This window comes from Pseudomonas chaetocerotis, from assembly GCF_015712105.2.
Classification (GTDB): Bacteria; Pseudomonadota; Gammaproteobacteria; order Pseudomonadales; family Pseudomonadaceae; genus Aquipseudomonas; species Aquipseudomonas chaetocerotis.
The window spans coordinates 124,322-140,346 of the sequence record NZ_JACFYX020000015.1 but is presented as its reverse complement, the minus strand read 5'-3'; the positions used below and the strand labels follow the sequence as shown (position 1 = coordinate 140,346).

The following is a 16,025-nucleotide window of genomic DNA, read 5'->3' as shown; positions in this document are numbered from 1 at the left end:
TAACTGGCTGGGGATGAGCTGAATAACCGTCTTTACCGCGTCTACCTCTGCGCCCGGCCTTGTGCCGGGTTTTTTTATTGGCTCGCAAAGCATGCGTAGCCCGGATGAATCCGGAGGCTTTTCGAACACATGACAAAGGCTGGTACGGCTAAAGCCCCTCCCACAGACGCGGGACATTTGTGGGAGGGGCTTTAGCCGCGACTGGGTAGCGGGCGCTTCCCCCGGATTACATCCGGGCTACGGGCAGGGTGATCATTCCGTCAGCGTCATCAGGATATCGGCATACCAGGTGCAGTTCAGACCCAGGGCTTCGTCCTGACCTTCATCGCGATTGCCCAACAGGCGCGTGGAATGGATACCGAGCAATTTCCAGGGCAACTCGCCCTCGACGCCGGCGCGCTTGACCACCGGCGCGCCGCTGAGGCCGCGATGGGTGCGGCCGTCGGTGAGGAAGTAGCCCAGCCCGTGGAAACGCAGACCGAAGGACGATGCCAGCCCGGCATGACGCGCCACCGGCATGCGGTGCAGGGTGTCCTGAAAGCCCAGCGGGAAGCCCACCACCAGCAGCGTCGAGCCTATCTCCACATGCTCGTCGGCTTGTAGCAGGTGCTGCGGGGTGAAGGCCTGGTAAGCACCGTTGTTGGGAAGGGCGGCCTGATCCAGCTCGATCACCGCCACGTCGATCTCGCCCGCGCCATCCATACCCTGACGCCACAGGTGCTGGTCGCCGTCATACAGCGGGATGGAAAAGCTGACGGTGCTGGCCAGGTTGTCTGCGTCGGTATGCAACTCGATCTGCAGGCTGTCCGGCTGATGGCCGCTCGGCTCGTCGAGCACCACGTGACGGCTGGTGACGAGGAACAGCCGTTGATCCCGGAGGAAGAAAAAACCGCTGGCGTTGGTCAGTATCTGCCCAGCGGCCAGTGTGGTGATGCGTGCAGCGCTCAACATCAGGGAATCGATCATGGCCTGGGCCTCCTGCCGGTGGGTGGTCTATCGACTGACTGCCAAAGCCGTGACAGGTTCGTCTGGTGATCTCGAGCCGGCGCCATGGTGGATGTAAAGAGCGACATCCACCCCAGGAGCTGACGTGACACGTAGGGTGCGGCGTGCGCACCGGGATAATCGCCGCTGCATCGAGCCTGCATCTTGGTGGATGTAAAGAGCGACATCCACCCTACGAAGCTGATCGCAAACGCGTAGGGTGCGCCGTGCGCACCGGGGCAACGCTGATTATTCGAAGGCACGTACGGCCTGGGCGATCCCGACACCCTACGATCAAGGCGCTGCCGGCTCATCCTCGTTGCGATCCAGCGCCACCTGGCGAATCGACAGGCGAATCTCCGCCGGCAGCACGCGCTTGGCGGCGCCTTCGGCCAGCTCGCTGAGCAGCGGGTGGTGGCTGAGCTTGCCGGCTTCGTCCTGGCGCAGCACGCCCTGATCCAGCAGGCTCTGGATGAAGTGACGGAACAGGCTCTTGTCGAAGAATTCCGGCGCATTCAGGCCATGCAGAATCGACAGGCGCTGGGCCATGACCGTGCACAGGTCTTCCAGCTCCTCGGCACTGATCGCGTTCTGCCCGGCGTTGAGCAGCAGGGCGATGGCCATGTAGAAGCGCTGCAGGGTCTGCGCCACGGAGCGCGACAGCAAGGTCAGCAGCACGAACTGGCGCGAGCTGGGCGCCGGGCGCACGTACACATCGCCCTCGACCTTGAGCAGGCCCTGCTCGACGAATGCCGTCAGCCACTGGTCGATCACGCCCTCCAGCTCGCTCTGTTCCCAGCGGATGAACAGCTCGGACTGCAGGTAGGGATACAGCGCGCCGGCGTAGCGCAGGATCTGCTCGCGGCTGATCCGTGCGCTGCTCTGGAAGAAGCTCGCCAGCAGCGCCGGCAGGGCGAAGATGTGCAGCACGTTGTTGCGGTAGTAGGTCATCAGGACGGCGTTCTGCTCGTCCAGATAGAGAATCTTGCCCAGCGCATCCTTCTGCTCGGCCAGCAGGTCCATGCCCTTGACGTGCTCGATCAGCGCTGCACCGTCGCCTTCCGGCAGGGTGGTGTGTGGCGAGTAGGGCACCGCACGCAGCAGGGCCAGGTACAGGTCGAGCACACGGGCCAGGGCGCGGTCGTCCAGCGCCAGCTTGCTGGTGGACAGCAGCGCCAGGGCCACCAGGTTGACCGGGTTGATCGACGCCGCTTCGTTGAGGTGACGCGCCACGCGCTCGCCCAGGCGGTTGGTGGTGTCGTTGAGCCAGGTCGGGCGGTACTGCGGGCCCAGCTCCTGTTCACGCCAGCCGGGCTGCTGCTGGTCGAGGAATTCCGCCAGCTTGATCGGCTCGCCGAAGTTCACCGAGACCTGGCCGAAGCGTTGCTTGAGCGCGCCGAGCACCTTGAACAGGTCGAAGATCGACTCCTTCTTCTTGCTCGCGCCGCGCAGCTCGCCCAGGTAGGTGCGACCTTCCAGCACGCGCTCGTAACCGATGTATACCGGCACGAAGACGATGGGCAGGCGGTTGCTGCGCAGGAAGCTGCGCAGGGTGATGGCCAGCATGCCGGTCTTCGGCCGCAGCATGCGGCCGGTACGCGAGCGGCCGCCCTCGACGAAGTACTCGACCGGGAAACCCTTGCTGAACAGGGTGTGCAGGTATTCGTTGAACACCGCGGTGTACAGCGGGTTGCCCTTGAAGGTGCGGCGCATGAAGAAGGCGCCGCCACGGCGCAGCAGGCCGCCGATCACTGGCATGTTGAGGTTGATGCCGGCGGCGATGTGCGGCGGCGTCAGGCCGTTGCGAAACAGTAGGTAGGACAGCAGCAGGTAGTCGATGTGGCTGCGGTGGCAGGGCACGTAGATCACTTCGTGGCCCTGAGCGATGTCGCGCACGCCCTCGACGTTGTGCACCTTGATGCCGTCGTAGATCTTGTTCCAGAACCAGGAAAGCACCAGTTCGAGGAAGCGGATCACCGTATAGGTGTAGTCCGAGGCGATCTCGTTGCCATAGCGCAGCGCCTGGGCTTCGGCCTTTTCCAGGCTGATCTTCTCGCGCTCGGCTTCCTCGGCAATCGCCTGGCGCACCATCGGGTCATGCACCAGGCCCTTGACCAGGTTGCGCCGGTGCGACACGTCCGGGCCGATCACAGCCGCCTTCTGGTTGCGGAAGTGCACGCGCAGGATGCGGTGCACCATGCGCAGGGTGCGCTCCTGGCCCTTGTCCTGCTCGACCAGCTCGCGCAGGTGAATCGGCGTGGAGAACTGCACGCGCGTCTTGCGCCCGAGAATCAGGATGCTCACCAGTCGGCGCAAGCGCCCGGTCACCGCCCAACTGTCGGCGAACAGCAGTTTCCACGGGCTGGTTTCGCGGTCCGGCGACTGGCCCCAGAACACGCTGACCGGGACGATCTGCGCGTCATCCACGGCATGCAGGCTGAGGGCGGTGACCACGCGATCGAGGGTCGGCGAAATGCCGCGCTTGTCCTGGCGGCCGAACCAGTCCGGCTCCGGCGTCAGGTAGAAAAAGGCGGCGGGCTCGATGTGTTCCCCGACCGCCACCGGCAGCACCGGGCGCGGCAGGCCGGCCTTGGTGCACTCGCGGTCGACCACTGCCAGGTCGCTCACCGACGGCTGCTGCAGCACGTAGAACACCGGCTTGCTGCGGTCGAGCTTGAGGGTGAAGGCGGACTGGTTGATGGTTTCCGAGCGTACCCAGAGGTACAGCAGGCGGCGCAACGATCCGAAGACGAGGCGGCGGAAGGGGGAACGGGTCATACGGACTCTGCTTGTATGGCAAAACGAGCGGTGGCTCGGGAAGGGCGCTAGTGTGCCGCAAGCCGCGTCTGGCGGGCAAAAAACTCGTGCGTCCAGACGGTCAGCCCGGCCAGCATGCAGGCAGCGTGTGACGAAAAAACGGTCAACGATTCAGCACCCGTTGATCAACAGAACTGCAAAGCGGGTCTGGGGTTCCCGAATGGAATACCGAGTCAGCTTTCAGGATGATTGCAGCGACCTGAGTAGGGAGGGCGAACAGCGCCGTAGGGTGGGCCGGGCGGCGATCCGCTTCAGCCCACCACCTGCTACAACGCCAAACCCTCACGCCAACTTCATCACCACCACACCCGCTGCGATCACCGCGCATGCCACGAGGCGAATCGGTCGTAATCTTTCCTTGAGCAGCACCACCCCCAGCAGCACGGCGAACACCACGCTGGTCTCGCGCAGGGCCGAAACCAATGCCACCGGCGCCTGAGTCATGGCCCAGATGACGAGGGTATAGGCCGCCATCGACATCGCACCGCCGGCCAGCCCGCCACGCCAGTGCGGGCCCAGCTGCAGGAAGGCGCGCGGCCCACGGCTGATGGCCAGTACCGCCGCCATCACTACGCCGTTGACGGTGAACAGCCACAGCGAATAACTCAGCGCATCGCCATTGCTGCGCGCGCCCATGGCATCGCTGAGGGTGTAGCCGGCGATGAACAGCGCCGTCATCAACGCACAGCTCAGCATCGCCCCTTGCCGCGCCTGGTGCTGCCCGCCGCGCAGCGCCATCAGCCAGATGCCCAGCACCAGAACCAGCAAACCCAGCAACTGCAGGGCGCTGAGCCCGTCATGCAACAGCAGCAGCGAGAGCAGGGCGACCATCAGCGGCGAGCTGCCCCGCGCAATCGGGTAGACCTGGCCCAGGTCGCCGTACTGGTAGGCGCGGGCGAGAAAGAAGTTGTAGCCGATGTGCAGCAGCGCCGACAGCGCGATCCACGGCCATGCCGAGGCTTGTGGCAGCGCCACCAGCGGCAGGGCGCAGAGCGCCACCAGGCCGGCACCGATCTGAATCAGCGTGGCGGTGAGGAAGCGATCCAGACCAATCTTGAGCAGAGCGTTCCAGCCGGCATGCAGGGCAGCGGCGGCGATGACGGCGAGAAAGACCGTGGTTTCCAAGGCGGGCCTCGAAGGCAGGCGGTTGTCGAAGAAATTGAGCAGGAGCCGTGCGGATACCGCTCGGCTCGAAGTGATGTAGCTGAGGTGTCGTGTCGGTCGTCAGTCTGCCGCAAGCTCGATTTTCGGGCAAAACCCATTACCGCATGATGGCAGCACAGTGGCGCAACAATGCCTATGATTCAACGCAAGGCGATGGATCACGCCCCGCGACGCTGAACCAAAGGGCAACAGACCCTGGCCCCAACAGCTAGAAAACAGCCCGCCCGTGAAAGGCTTGGAGAACAAGGCGATGACCCCGCCCAGCACGCCGATTGATGCGCATGACGCCGTCGCTCGACGCCCTCGAATCGCAACGCCCTTGAACCTGCTGATCGTTCTGGCGAGCGTATTCGTTGCCGTTGTCTGGCTGATCACCCTGCAACGCATCGCCTTCGAACGTGAGCAGGCGCTGGCTGCGGAAATGGAAGCCAACTCCAGTCTGGCCATCGCTTTCGAGCAGCAGGTGTTCCGCGCGCTGAAGGCGGCCGAGCAGGTGGCGGCTTTCGTGCGTGAGCAGTACCGCCGGCAGGGCAAGGCCATCGACCTGCGTCGCTGGGTCGAGGAGGGCGTGATCCGCGAGGAGATGTTCACCATCGTCAGCGTGGTGGACGAGCAGGGCGATATCGTCAGCAGCAGCCAGAACACCGGCCCGGTCAACTACGCCGACCGCGAGTTCTTCACGGCGCAGCGCGATGCCCGTATCGATCATCTGTTCATCAATCAGCCGGTACTCGGGCGGGTTTCCGGGCGTTGGTTGATCCCCCTGTCGCTGCGTATCGAGCGCGATGACGGCAGCTTCGCCGGCGTCGTGGTGATGGCCGTCCGTCCAGAGGACGTCACGCGCTTCTTCCAGCAGGTCGATCTGGGCCCGCAAGGGCTTTTGGAGCTTGCCGGTCTCGACGGCGTGATACGGGCGCGCAAGATCGGCGCACGCAGCGAATTTGGCCTGGGTGCCGAGTCGCTGGCCTGGTTCCAGCGGCAAAAGCTGCACGACGCCGATGATTTCCACGACAGTGGCGAGGCGCTCGATGGCGTCGCCCGTATCGTCAGCTACCGCACCATGACCGGTTATCCACTGATGATTACCGTGGCCACCGCCTATGACGAGGAGATGGCCACGACCTTGCAGCGGCGCTCCACTTACCTGATGGCCGCAGTCGGCGTCACCCTGGTGGTCATGCTGTTCGTTGGCCTGCTGGCGCTGATGCTGGTTCGCCAACGTGCGGCCACCGATGCACTGCAAGGTAGCGAAGCGCTGTTTCGCGCCACTTTCCATCAGGCGGCCATGGGTATCGCCCACATCAGCCCCGAGGGTCGGATACTGCGGGTCAACGAGAAATTCGCGCGCATGCTGGGGCGCCCACCCGAGGCGCTGCAAGGCGCCAACATTTTCGACCTGAGCGACGCCGAAGTAGCTGCCGCCGCCCGCAGCTTTCTGAGTGAGCAACTGGTCAGCGAGGCTCGTGCGCTTTCCCCGGAAATCGAGAAAACCTATCGGCGTGAGGATGGCTCGCTGATCTGGGTATGTGAGGCCTCGAGTGTCGTCCGCAATCGCCAGGGTCAACCGGAGTTCCTGGTGCTGGTCACGCAGGACATCACCGAGCGCAAGCACCTGGAAGCGCGCCTTTGTCATGACGCCGAGCATGACGCCCTCACCGGGTTGGCCAACCGCGTCAGGTTCCACCAGCGGCTCGACCAGGCGCTGGAGTCCGTGCGCGACCAGCAGCAGCTGTGCGCCGTGCTCTATATCGACCTGGATGGATTCAAGGAAATCAACGACCGCCACGGTCATGCGGCCGGCGATAGCCTGCTGCAGATGGCCGCCAGACGACTCGAATGTTGTGTGCGCAGTACCGACACGGTCGCACGCTTCGGCGGTGATGAGTTCGGCATCGTCCTGGCCAATCTGCACGGCAGTCAGGATTGCGAAACGGTGGCGTTCAAGGTGCTGGATGTACTGGCCAAGCCATTCGATCTGGACGGCAGCATGGTGCGGATATCGGCGAGCGTGGGCGCCGCTCTGTTTCCGCTGCACGCCGAAGACGGCCAGGACCTGCTCAAACGTGCGGACCAGGCCATGTACGCGGCCAAGCACGCGGGCAAGAACCGTTTTCACAGTGCTGACGGATAAGGCTGATGATGGCCTGACCTTCGCCTGAAGACCTGTGACGGCTACTGGTCCGCGACAGGCTGAGTTGAAGCGCCTTGTTCGCCAGCCACCAGCAGTTGCCTGCGCCATTTCCACTCCAGCATGCCCAGACCTCCCACGAACGCAGCCTCGCCGAGCACATGGCAAAGCCCCGCTAGCGTCATCACCGGGGCAAAGGTCGCCGCGATGCCAAGGCATGCCAGCGCCCAGAATCCGTTGGCCACTGCCAGCAGCTTGATCAGCGCTTCGGCGCGCCGCACACGAATCGCCAGCGAAAAGGAAAAGCAGGCGTAGGCGATATTGACTGCGCCGATGAAGCTCAGCAGCTCGCGGGGCAGGGCATACCAGCCGCTCAACCAGGGGGCCAGCAACAGAACCACCACGCCCGCGCTCGCAGCTGCCATGCAGTCCAGCCAGAGGATATGCCTGATCATTCCCATGAGGTTCGCCTCAAGCGCTGCGCCGCTTTTGCACGGCCAGCAGGAACAGCAGGGTAAGGGCGATCACCAGCAGATCCAGGGCGATGGCGGGCGCGGCCTTGCCCAGGTAATCCTGGCCATGGATAAGCAGCAGTGACACGAAGATGGCCTTGCTCAGCGCGGCAATGACGGCGCAGAGAACCCGATGCTTCGGGCTCAGCGCGCCATAGATCAGCAGCACACCCATCAACCCGACCAGCGCTGACCAACTGCGAACGACCAGGGATTGCAACTGCCCGTCGAAGGATGCGCCAAACATCGACTGCAGCGCCTCCTGCGGGGCGAACAGGCCATAGAACAGGGTTGCCGTGAGAACGCCGGACAGCAGCATCAGCCATCTGAAATTGCGTGCAATGAAGTCCATCACTGTTTACGTCCTTGTTGGTATGAGCGGGGAGAGCATAGCGTCAAAGCGAAGACGTCGGGCGCAGTCAGGCTACTTATCCCTGTCTCGGTATTGCTTGTAGAGTGGCTTCGCTAGAATTGCAATGACAAATATAGCGAGCATGATGGTGAAGGCGCTATTTTGAAAGTAAGCGAAAAACAGCCACGACAAAACCGCGCAGACTAAAGCGGCTACCAATAAAATTAAAGTGTCTTTCATCAGGCGTAGACCCCACTCCCAACCAGGGCCTTGGAGCGATAGGCGACTCTGAACCTGCTACTCTTGTCCAGTATTTCCGGGTTGCGAGCATAAAACGAGTTCCAGCCATCAAACGCAAGGTTGTTTTGCTGAAGAAACACAAACATATCTGACACCCTGTTGCCGCAACCTACTGAGCGCCCACTTGCTACAGCGATACTGCCAATGACGGCCCCAACATAAAAAGAAGCCCCCAGTGAAGCTGCTACTTTCAATTTCTCCAGCCCAGTCGTTGCTTTAATGACCTCTGCCATTGTCGCTCCCGTACCTAATGTTTCTAGAGCGTCCAAAACAAGTCCGGCATTCGCTACGGCTGCATTGAGATTGTCAAATAGTGTTTGAGGAACGGGTAGTCCCAAATCTTTCATGTTCTCGTTAAAGTACGTCTTGAAATCACCTGGTTTATAGCATTGACTCATTTTATCTCCCTGATTGATTAGCCTAACGGTTGACCAAGGGGCGGGCTTTAGCCCGTCTCAGGGAGCGATTTGAATCATTTGGCTATGTTTTTTCTTTAGGGAAATTCTGAAAAGCCATGTGCCGTCACTTCCGCAGAGGCAGGAGCCCAGGCACTACACAGGTTCTGGATTCCCGCCTGCGCGGGAATGACGGAATTTAGCCCGTTCCAGTGGGCGTAGCGAACGACTTGAATGCTGTAATGGACTCTCCCCGCGCCACGGTTCTATACCAAGGCGTTGAGGGTTGAAGAATGGGAGAGCTGCCATGAAACGAATTGCAGTTGATCTGGCCAAGTCCGTTTACCAAGTTGCCGAGAGTGTCCGTTCCGGCCAGGTGGTGCAGCGCAAGCGGCTGAACCGAGAGGCGTTCCGGCGATATATACAGGAGCAGGCCGAGTCGGTCGAGTGGGTGATGGAAGCCTGTGGCACAGCGCACTATTGGGGGCGGCTGGCGCAATCGCTCGGTCATCAGGTGAAGCTGCTGCACCCGCGCTACGTGCGGCCCTATCGCCGACGCAACAAGACCGACCGCAATGACTGCGATGCCATGCTCGAAGCGGCGCGCTGCACCGACATTCATCCCGTGCCGGTGAAGAGCCACGACCAGCAACAGCTTCAGCAATTGCACGGGCTGCGGGAAACCTGGAAGAAGAGCCGCACCCAGCGTATCAACCTGCTGCGCGGCATGCTGCGTGAAGCGGGTATCGAAGCGCCAGCCTCGACCGCCGACTTCATCCGGGCAGCCAATGAACTGGTTGAGCAGCCTGAACTCGTGCCCCTGAGCCGTCTGCTGCATATCGTCCTGGCCGAGATCAACCTGTATGAGCAGTGCGTGGCCGAATGCGAACAGCAACTCAAGTGCTGGCATGCTGACGATGAAATCGTGCGCAAACTGGATGAAGTCAGTGGTATTGGCCTGCTGACTGCCAGCGCCCTGACGACCGCTGTTGGTAAACCCGAGCGCTTTGCCAGCGGTCGCCAGCTCAGCGCCTGGCTGGGCATGACACCGCGCGAGTTTAGCAGCGGCGACCGCCGCAAGCTTGGCCATATCAGCCGACAGGGCAACGTCTATGTGCGCACGTTATTGATTCACGGTTCGCGAGCGGCCTTGCTGGCGGCTCAGCGCTGCCAGGCACGCACGCCAGAAAAACTGACCCAGTTGCAGCGCTGGGCGGTCGAGACCGCCGCGCGAATCGGTCACAACAAGGCGGCGGTGGCCCTGGCCAACAAGCTGGTGCGAATTTGCTGGGCGGTGTGGTGCCACGAGCGGCGGTTCAATGGCAATTGGCAGAGCACAAAGCCCGCCTGACGGCGGGGGTAATCAGTAAGGAGAGATGGTTTTTTGTGGTTGTGGTGAGCAGCAGCACTGTCGGAACAGGCGAGTCCTGCAGCGGAATAAGGCCGATAACAATGATGATCCTCGGGATCGCTTGAACGCTTGGCCCCCGCTGAGCGAACTACAGAATGGCCAGGGCAGAAAAGCCCAAAACAGGCCGGATATACGAATGCAACCGCGCTGACGACAGGTGCAAAGAAAAGCTTTGCTCGCTACTTGCGGGGAGAGTCCATATACCAATTGTTATGAGTGACTCAGGGTGCATATGAGCCAAATGGGCCGTAAACCACCTCTCCGGATTTTATCTGTTCCTCAAATTGAGTTTGACCAGGTAGATTGCCAACATGAGCGCGCCACTGTTCATTTATATGGACTGTCCAATTGGAGATCGGCATTTCATGTATGGGTTGAAGAATTTCCTCTGGATGCAAACCGTCATCGGCCAATTTTTTCAATGCCTTCTCAGTTGCCTCCAGATAGCTTGCGCCCGATGTATAGCAACTTACATATGCTCCGCCAAGATCAGGGGGCATAATTGATTTCTCAAGAGCCTTTACATGGAAGGGGGATGATAAATACCTTCTCGTGATCGCTGTTCTTACTAAATAATTTCCTAAACATGCGGTTTTCCGGCTCTATGACTCATAACGTTTGGTTAAGGGGCGGGCTTTAGCCCGTCCCAGTGAGCGAAGCGAACGGTTTGAACCACTAGTTAGAGTTCTCTTTACCGGCGGCTCGCCTCTTGGCTATTTCTTTGAGATGCTTATTGCTTGGTGTTAGAGTTTTCAAAGCGTCTGCTTTTGAGAAATATAAATAAGCATCTGCATAGCTTTTTCTGTTGTATCTGAACAGTGCTCTTTTCAAGTGGATGGTGTGAAGCCTGGCGCGTCTTGATGGCTTGCCAATGTTATTTAATGATGCAAATGAAACTGCTAGCAATGTGCCTAGAAAAGTAAATTTTAGCAGCAGTAAAAATATAAAAAATACCGGCGTTGCTATTGTTATGATTTGTACTTTGGATGAGCCTCTCCCTTTATAAGTTAGCTCGCCATTCAGTGCATCTACCCCGACTGCGATGATTAATGATAAAGTTGCTGCAATAAGTGCGTAGGTAAGTATTTTGGGGCTTGTTTTTTTGATATTTCGCCTAAGCATGGATAACATCAAAAGCAACTCTAACTATTAATTAGACGACATTCATGTCGCGTTTCCGCGTGACAGCTGTCGCATAATCTTCCTTGTCGTCTTGCAAGTCCTTGTCTAGCTTGAAGGGTGTCGCGGCAAACGCGACAGCACCTAGGGATAAACGCGACATGGATGACGGCAAGCCCAAGCTGCTGGATCAAGTGCGCCAGCAGATTCGAGTCAGAAACTATTCCATCCGTACCGAAGCTGTCTATGCCGAATGGGTAAAGCGCTACATCCGCTTTCACCGCTATCGGCATCCGGCGGAGATGGGCGCGGAGGAGATCGAGGCTTTTCTGACCCATCTTGCGGTTAAGCGTGATGTGTCTGCCTCGACACAGAACCAGGCTCTGGCCGCTCTGCTATTTCTCTACAAGGAAGTGCTCAAGCTGGATTTGCCTTGGTTGCAGGGTGTCGTTCGAGCGAAGAAACCCAAGCATCTGCCGGTGGTGCTGACCCGTATTGAGGTCGATGCCCTGTTGGCTCAACTGCAGGGCGATAGCTGGATCGTTGCGAATCTACTCTATGGTGCTGGATTGCGATTGCTTGAGGCGCTGCGGCTACGAGTCAAGGATGTCGACTTTACCCGGCGAGAAATCATCGTGCGTGATGGTAAGGGTCAGAAAGATCGGGTAACCATGCTGCCAATGCGTGTCGTCGAGCCGTTACAGCAGCATTTGAACAAGGTGCAGCATATGCATCGAGGCGATCTGGCCGAAGGCTTCGGCGAGGCTAATTTGCCGTTCGCGCTGGCGCGCAAGTATCCGAATGCGGCGAAGGAGTGGGGATGGCAGTTCGTTTTCCCGTCGGGCAATCGCTCTCAGGATCCACGCGGGCACGGCATTTATCGCCATCACTTGCATGAAAAAACCATCCAGAGGGCGGTGCGTGAGGCAGCGCGGCGTGCTGGTTTGATCAAGCATGCGACGCCACATTCGCTACGTCATTCCTTTGCCACGCATCTTCTGGAAACAGGCCAGGATATTCGCACCGTGCAAGAGTTGCTCGGGCATACGGACATCAGAACCACGCAGATCTACACCCATGTACTTAACCGAGGTGGCCTGGCGGTGTTGAGCCCACTGGATCGCTGAGCACATATTCCATTTACTACTTGTTTCGGACTGCTGACTGAACTTTTCAGTTTTGCTACGGTCTTGCCCTCGTCCGGGCGTGTGCTTTTGTTTGTGCCCGGCGTTCTTGCGGCCTGCGCTCTTGCGATGGTTTCGCTGAGCGCAGTGCCCTTCGCGACGGTGAGAGGCCATGATCGATATAAGAAACCTGACCAAGCGTTTTGCGCAGCACACGGCAGTCGATGACTTGTCGTTTCAGGTCCAGCCAGGGGAAGTGCTGGGCTTTCTCGGCCCCAACGGGGCCGGCAAATCCACCACCATGAAGATGCTCACCGGCTTTCTCGCGCCGACTTCCGGCACGGCGAGCATTCTCGGTTGCGATATCCAGACTCAGACGCTCAAGGCTCAGCGGCAGATCGGTTATCTGCCGGAAGGTGCTCCATGTTATGGCGACATGACGGTGCGCGGGTTCCTTGAGTTCATTGCCGAAGTCCGCGGTTTTCGTGGTGCCGAGAAGAAATTGCGCGTGCAGCGTGCGGTGGAGCAGGTGGAACTTGAAAAGGTGCTGGCGCAGAGCATCGAGACGTTGTCCAAAGGCTTCAAGCGCCGCGTCGGCCTGGCCCAGGCGATCCTGCATGATCCGCGCGTGCTGATTCTCGATGAGCCCACCGACGGTCTCGACCCCAATCAGAAGCATCAGGTTCGCCAGCTCATCCAGGGTCTGGCCCGCGACAAGATCGTGATCATTTCCACCCACATCCTCGAAGAGGTCACCGCGCTGTGTACCCGCGCCGTGGTGATCGCCCAGGGCCGCTTGCTGGCCGATGGCACGCCGCTGGAGCTGGAAAGCCGCTCGCGCTATCACCAGGCGGTGACGCTGGTGGCCGATGAGGCGCTGGATCAGGCTGCACTCGCGGCGCTGCCGGGCGTCGCCGGTGTCGAAGAAAACGCCCGCGAGCACAGCCTGAGCGTGCTCGCGCAGCCGGGCGAGGTGATCTTCCCGCAGGTCAATGCGTTGATTGCCGAGCGCGGCTGGAAGGTGCGCGAACTCAATGTGGAACGCGGTCGGCTCGATGAAGTGTTCCGCACGCTGACCCGGGGAGAGCAGCCATGACCCAGTTGCCCGTGATCTTCAAGCGTGAGCTGGCGAGCTACTTCGCCACGCCGCTGGCTTATGTGTTCATCGTCATCTTCCTGGTGTTGTCCGGGGTGTTCACTTTCTATCTGGGCGGCTTCTTCGAGGGCGGCCAGGCCAATCTCTCGGCCTTCTTCAACTTTCACCCGTGGCTCTATCTGTTCCTGGTGCCGGCCATCGCCATGCGCCTGTGGGCGGAGGAGCGCAAGTCCGGCTCCATCGAGCTGCTGATGACGCTGCCGATCACCCGCTTCGAGGCGGTCACCGGCAAGTTCCTGGCGGCCTGGGTGTTCGCCGGCATCGCGTTGCTGCTGACTTTCCCGATGATCATCACGGTCAACTACCTGGGCGATCCGGACAACGGCGCCATCGTCACCGGCTACATCGGCAGCTGGCTGCTGGCCGGTGCCTATCTGGCCATCGGCTCGTGCATGTCGGCACTGAGCAAGAATCAGGTGATCGCCTTCATTCTCGCGGTCAGTGCCTGCTTCCTGTTCATCGTCAGCGGCTTTCCGATGGTGCTCGACGCCTTCGCCTGGGCACCGCAGTGGCTGGTGGACGCCATCGCCTCGCTGAGCTTCCTGGTGCGCTTCGAGGCCATCAGCAAGGGCGTGATCGATCTGCGCGACCTGCTGTATTTCCTCTCGCTGATCGCCGCCTGGCTGACTGCCACCGCCGTGGTCATCGACCTGAAGAAAGCTGACTGAAGGAATGCGCCCATGAAAAAGCTGATCTATTCCGGCGCCGGACTGCTGCTGATCGCGGTGGCCTTTTTCGCCTTCAACCTGCTGGCCGGCCTGGGCCTTGGCGGTGTGCGCCTGGACCTGACCGAGCAGAAGCTTTACACCATCTCAGGCGGCACCCAGCAGATCCTTGGCGAGCTGGACGAGCCGATCGACCTGTACTTCTTCTACTCGGACAAGGTGGCCAAGGACCTGCCGGCGCTGCGCACCTACGCCCAGCGTGTGGAGGAGATGCTCAAGGCCTACCAGGCCCAGGCGAATGGCAAGATCCGCCTGCACATCATCGACCCCGAGCCGTTCTCCGAGGATGAGGACAAGGCGGCCGAGTACGGCCTGCAGGGCATCCCGCTGCAACAGGGCGGCGACTCGATCTACTTCGGCCTGGCCGGCACCAACGGCCTAGACGACACCCAGGTGATCCCGTTCTTTGCCCTGGATCAGGAGGAGCATCTGGAATACGAGCTGAGCCGTCTGGTGCAGACCCTGGCCAAGCCGGAGCTGCCGGTGGTTGGTGTGCTCTCCGGGCTGCCGATGACGGGCGGCTTCGACATGCTGGCGCGGCAGCCGACGCCGCCGTGGATGGTGCTGGAGCAGGTGCGCCAGTTGTTCCAGATCGAGCAGCTCAAGAGTGACGTCGACCTGATTCCCGAGAATGTCTCGGTGCTGTGGCTGGTGCATCCGAAGAACCTGCCCGAGCAGACCCTGTATGCCATCGACCAGTTCGTGCTGCGCGGCGGCAAGCTGATGGTATTCGTCGACCCCTATGCCGAGGCTGACACCGGTGATATGCCGGGTGAAGTGGCGGTGGACCGGGCGTCGAACATCGAGCCGCTGTTCAAGGCCTGGGGCCTGCGCCTGGTGCCGGACAAGGTGCTCGGTGATGGCTCTTACGCCATGTCGGTCAACCGTGGTCAGGGTCAGCGTCCGGTTCGTCACGCTGCCTGGCTGAGCTTGCCGCGCAAGGCGCTGGATCAGACCGATATCGCCACGGCCGGGCTTGAGAGCGTCACCGTCGCCACCGCTGGAATCCTCGAGCCGCTGGAAGGGGCGAAGACGCGCTTTACCCCGCTGATGCAGAGCTCCGAGTACGCCATGCCGTTCGACGCGCAACGCTTCGCCATGCTCAGCAACCCCGAGGAGCTGATCCGCGAGCTGGAGCCGACCGGCGAGCGCTATGCCATCGCAGCCCGCATCGACGGCCCGGCGCAGAGCGCCTTCCCCGATGGCATCGAGGGGCGCAAGGACGGGCTCAAGCAGGCCGACAACATCAACGTCATCGCCGTGGCCGATACCGACATCTTGAGCGACCGCATGTGGGTGCAGGTGCAGGACTTCTTCGGTCAGCGCATGCCGCAACCCTGGGCCGACAACGGCAGCTTTGCCATCAACGCGCTGGACAACCTGAGCGGTTCCGAGGCGCTGATCAGTGTGCGTTCGCGCGGCCGTTTCAGTCGGCCATTCGTGGTGGTCGAGGAATTGCAGCGTGCTGCCGAACAGCGTTTCCGTGACAAGGAACAGGCCCTGCAGGCGCGCCTGGCCGAGACCGAGCAGCAACTGGCGGCGCTGCAACAAAGCGACGATCCAAACCTGGAGCTGACGCCGGAGCAGCAGGGCGCGTTGCAGCGCTTCATCCAGCAGAAGCTGGAGATTCGCAAGGAGCTGCGCGACGTGCGTTATCAGCTCAATGCCGATATCGAGGCGTTGGGCCGAACGCTGAAGATCGTCAACATCGCCCTGGTGCCGGCGCTGCTGACCCTTGGCGTGTTGGCGCTGTGGCTGTGGCGGCGGCGCCGCCGCGCTTGATGTTCACCTGTGGGAGTAGGGTGGATCACGCTTCACCGATCCACCGTTGTGGTGGA

The 16,025-nt window shown here is 60.8% G+C and carries 13 protein-coding genes; 6 read left to right on the top strand and 7 right to left on the bottom strand.

Translation table 11 applies throughout. The features are described 5' to 3' along the window. Positions 1–252: 252 nt before the first annotated feature. The 3 genes from H3221_RS22705 to H3221_RS22695 form a co-directional block, all read right to left on the bottom strand. Positions 253–966 (bottom strand): S1 family peptidase, encoded by a 714-nt coding sequence (locus tag H3221_RS22705; protein WP_196475986.1) that lies wholly within the window; start codon positions 964–966, stop codon positions 253–255. A 312-nt stretch (positions 967–1,278) separates the two neighbouring features. After that, complete coding sequence (plsB, locus tag H3221_RS22700) at positions 1,279–3,762, bottom strand: glycerol-3-phosphate 1-O-acyltransferase PlsB (RefSeq protein WP_196475985.1); 2,484 nt, start codon at positions 3,760–3,762, stop codon at positions 1,279–1,281. Between the two features lie 321 nt (positions 3,763–4,083). Continuing rightward, positions 4,084–4,926, bottom strand: a complete 843-nt coding sequence (locus tag H3221_RS22695; protein WP_196475984.1) for an EamA family transporter — start codon at positions 4,924–4,926, stop codon at positions 4,084–4,086. A gap of 289 nt (positions 4,927–5,215) precedes the next feature. Here H3221_RS22695 and H3221_RS22690 point away from each other — a divergent pair, with 289 nt between their 5' ends. Continuing rightward, a complete protein-coding gene (locus H3221_RS22690) occupies positions 5,216–7,096 on the top strand; it encodes a sensor domain-containing diguanylate cyclase (RefSeq protein WP_224490753.1) in 1,881 nt (626 codons plus the stop codon). A 41-nt stretch (positions 7,097–7,137) separates the two neighbouring features. On the opposite strand, the gene H3221_RS22685 is transcribed toward H3221_RS22690, so the two are convergent. The 3 genes from H3221_RS22685 to H3221_RS22675 all read right to left on the bottom strand — a co-directional run bounded on the left by H3221_RS22685 (position 7,138) and on the right by H3221_RS22675 (position 8,655). Beyond that, positions 7,138–7,554 (bottom strand): hypothetical protein, encoded by a 417-nt coding sequence (locus H3221_RS22685; protein WP_224490751.1) that lies wholly within the window; start codon positions 7,552–7,554, stop codon positions 7,138–7,140. A gap of 10 nt (positions 7,555–7,564) precedes the next feature. After that, positions 7,565–7,957: a hypothetical protein gene (locus tag H3221_RS22680; protein ID WP_196475983.1), complete on the bottom strand. Its 393-nt coding sequence runs from the start codon at positions 7,955–7,957 to the stop codon at positions 7,565–7,567. Positions 7,958–8,196: 239 nt separating this feature from the next. Continuing rightward, on the bottom strand, positions 8,197–8,655 hold the full coding sequence (locus H3221_RS22675; RefSeq protein WP_196475982.1) for a hypothetical protein: 459 nt from the start codon (positions 8,653–8,655) through the stop codon (positions 8,197–8,199). A gap of 304 nt (positions 8,656–8,959) precedes the next feature. Between H3221_RS22675 and H3221_RS22670 the strand changes: the two genes are divergently transcribed. Next, positions 8,960–10,003, top strand: a complete 1,044-nt coding sequence (locus tag H3221_RS22670; protein ID WP_196475981.1) for an IS110 family RNA-guided transposase — start codon at positions 8,960–8,962, stop codon at positions 10,001–10,003. Between the two features lie 735 nt (positions 10,004–10,738). Here H3221_RS22670 and H3221_RS22665 read toward each other — a convergent pair. Then, positions 10,739–11,194 (bottom strand): hypothetical protein, encoded by a 456-nt coding sequence (locus H3221_RS22665; RefSeq protein ID WP_196475980.1) that lies wholly within the window; start codon positions 11,192–11,194, stop codon positions 10,739–10,741. 149 nt (positions 11,195–11,343) lie between these two features. Here H3221_RS22665 and H3221_RS22660 point away from each other — a divergent pair, with 149 nt between their 5' ends. From H3221_RS22660 to H3221_RS22645, 4 genes are all read left to right on the top strand, one after another. Next, positions 11,344–12,309: an integron integrase gene (locus tag H3221_RS22660; protein ID WP_196475979.1), complete on the top strand. Its 966-nt coding sequence runs from the start codon at positions 11,344–11,346 to the stop codon at positions 12,307–12,309. Positions 12,310–12,478: 169 nt separating this feature from the next. Next, positions 12,479–13,402, top strand: coding sequence for an ABC transporter ATP-binding protein (locus H3221_RS22655; RefSeq protein ID WP_196475978.1), 924 nt, complete (start codon positions 12,479–12,481; stop codon positions 13,400–13,402). Further along, positions 13,399–14,130 (top strand): ABC transporter permease subunit, encoded by a 732-nt coding sequence (locus H3221_RS22650; RefSeq protein WP_196475977.1) that lies wholly within the window; start codon positions 13,399–13,401, stop codon positions 14,128–14,130. The genes H3221_RS22655 and H3221_RS22650 overlap by 4 nt, the downstream gene beginning before the upstream one ends. 12 nt (positions 14,131–14,142) lie before the next feature. Further along, positions 14,143–15,969 carry a GldG family protein gene (locus H3221_RS22645; RefSeq protein WP_196475976.1) on the top strand — a complete coding sequence of 609 codons (1,827 nt, stop codon included), beginning with the start codon at positions 14,143–14,145 and terminating at the stop codon, positions 15,967–15,969. Positions 15,970–16,025: the final 56 nt, after the last annotated feature.

Coding starts and splice junctions, on each gene's coding strand:
- H3221_RS22705 (WP_196475986.1), bottom strand. CDS start 966: ATGATCGATTCCCTGATGTTGAGCGCTGCACGCATCACCACACTGGCC.
- plsB (WP_196475985.1), bottom strand. CDS start 3,762: ATGACCCGTTCCCCCTTCCGCCGCCTCGTCTTCGGATCGTTGCGCCGC.
- H3221_RS22690 (WP_224490753.1), top strand. CDS start 5,216: ATGACCCCGCCCAGCACGCCGATTGATGCGCATGACGCCGTCGCTCGA.
- H3221_RS22685 (WP_224490751.1), bottom strand. CDS start 7,554: ATGGGAATGATCAGGCATATCCTCTGGCTGGACTGCATGGCAGCTGCG.
- H3221_RS22680 (WP_196475983.1), bottom strand. CDS start 7,957: ATGGACTTCATTGCACGCAATTTCAGATGGCTGATGCTGCTGTCCGGC.
- H3221_RS22675 (WP_196475982.1), bottom strand. CDS start 8,655: ATGAGTCAATGCTATAAACCAGGTGATTTCAAGACGTACTTTAACGAG.
- H3221_RS22670 (WP_196475981.1), top strand. CDS start 8,960: ATGAAACGAATTGCAGTTGATCTGGCCAAGTCCGTTTACCAAGTTGCC.
- H3221_RS22665 (WP_196475980.1), bottom strand. CDS start 11,194: ATGTTATCCATGCTTAGGCGAAATATCAAAAAAACAAGCCCCAAAATA.
- H3221_RS22660 (WP_196475979.1), top strand. CDS start 11,344: ATGGATGACGGCAAGCCCAAGCTGCTGGATCAAGTGCGCCAGCAGATT.
- H3221_RS22655 (WP_196475978.1), top strand. CDS start 12,479: ATGATCGATATAAGAAACCTGACCAAGCGTTTTGCGCAGCACACGGCA.
- H3221_RS22650 (WP_196475977.1), top strand. CDS start 13,399: ATGACCCAGTTGCCCGTGATCTTCAAGCGTGAGCTGGCGAGCTACTTC.
- H3221_RS22645 (WP_196475976.1), top strand. CDS start 14,143: ATGAAAAAGCTGATCTATTCCGGCGCCGGACTGCTGCTGATCGCGGTG.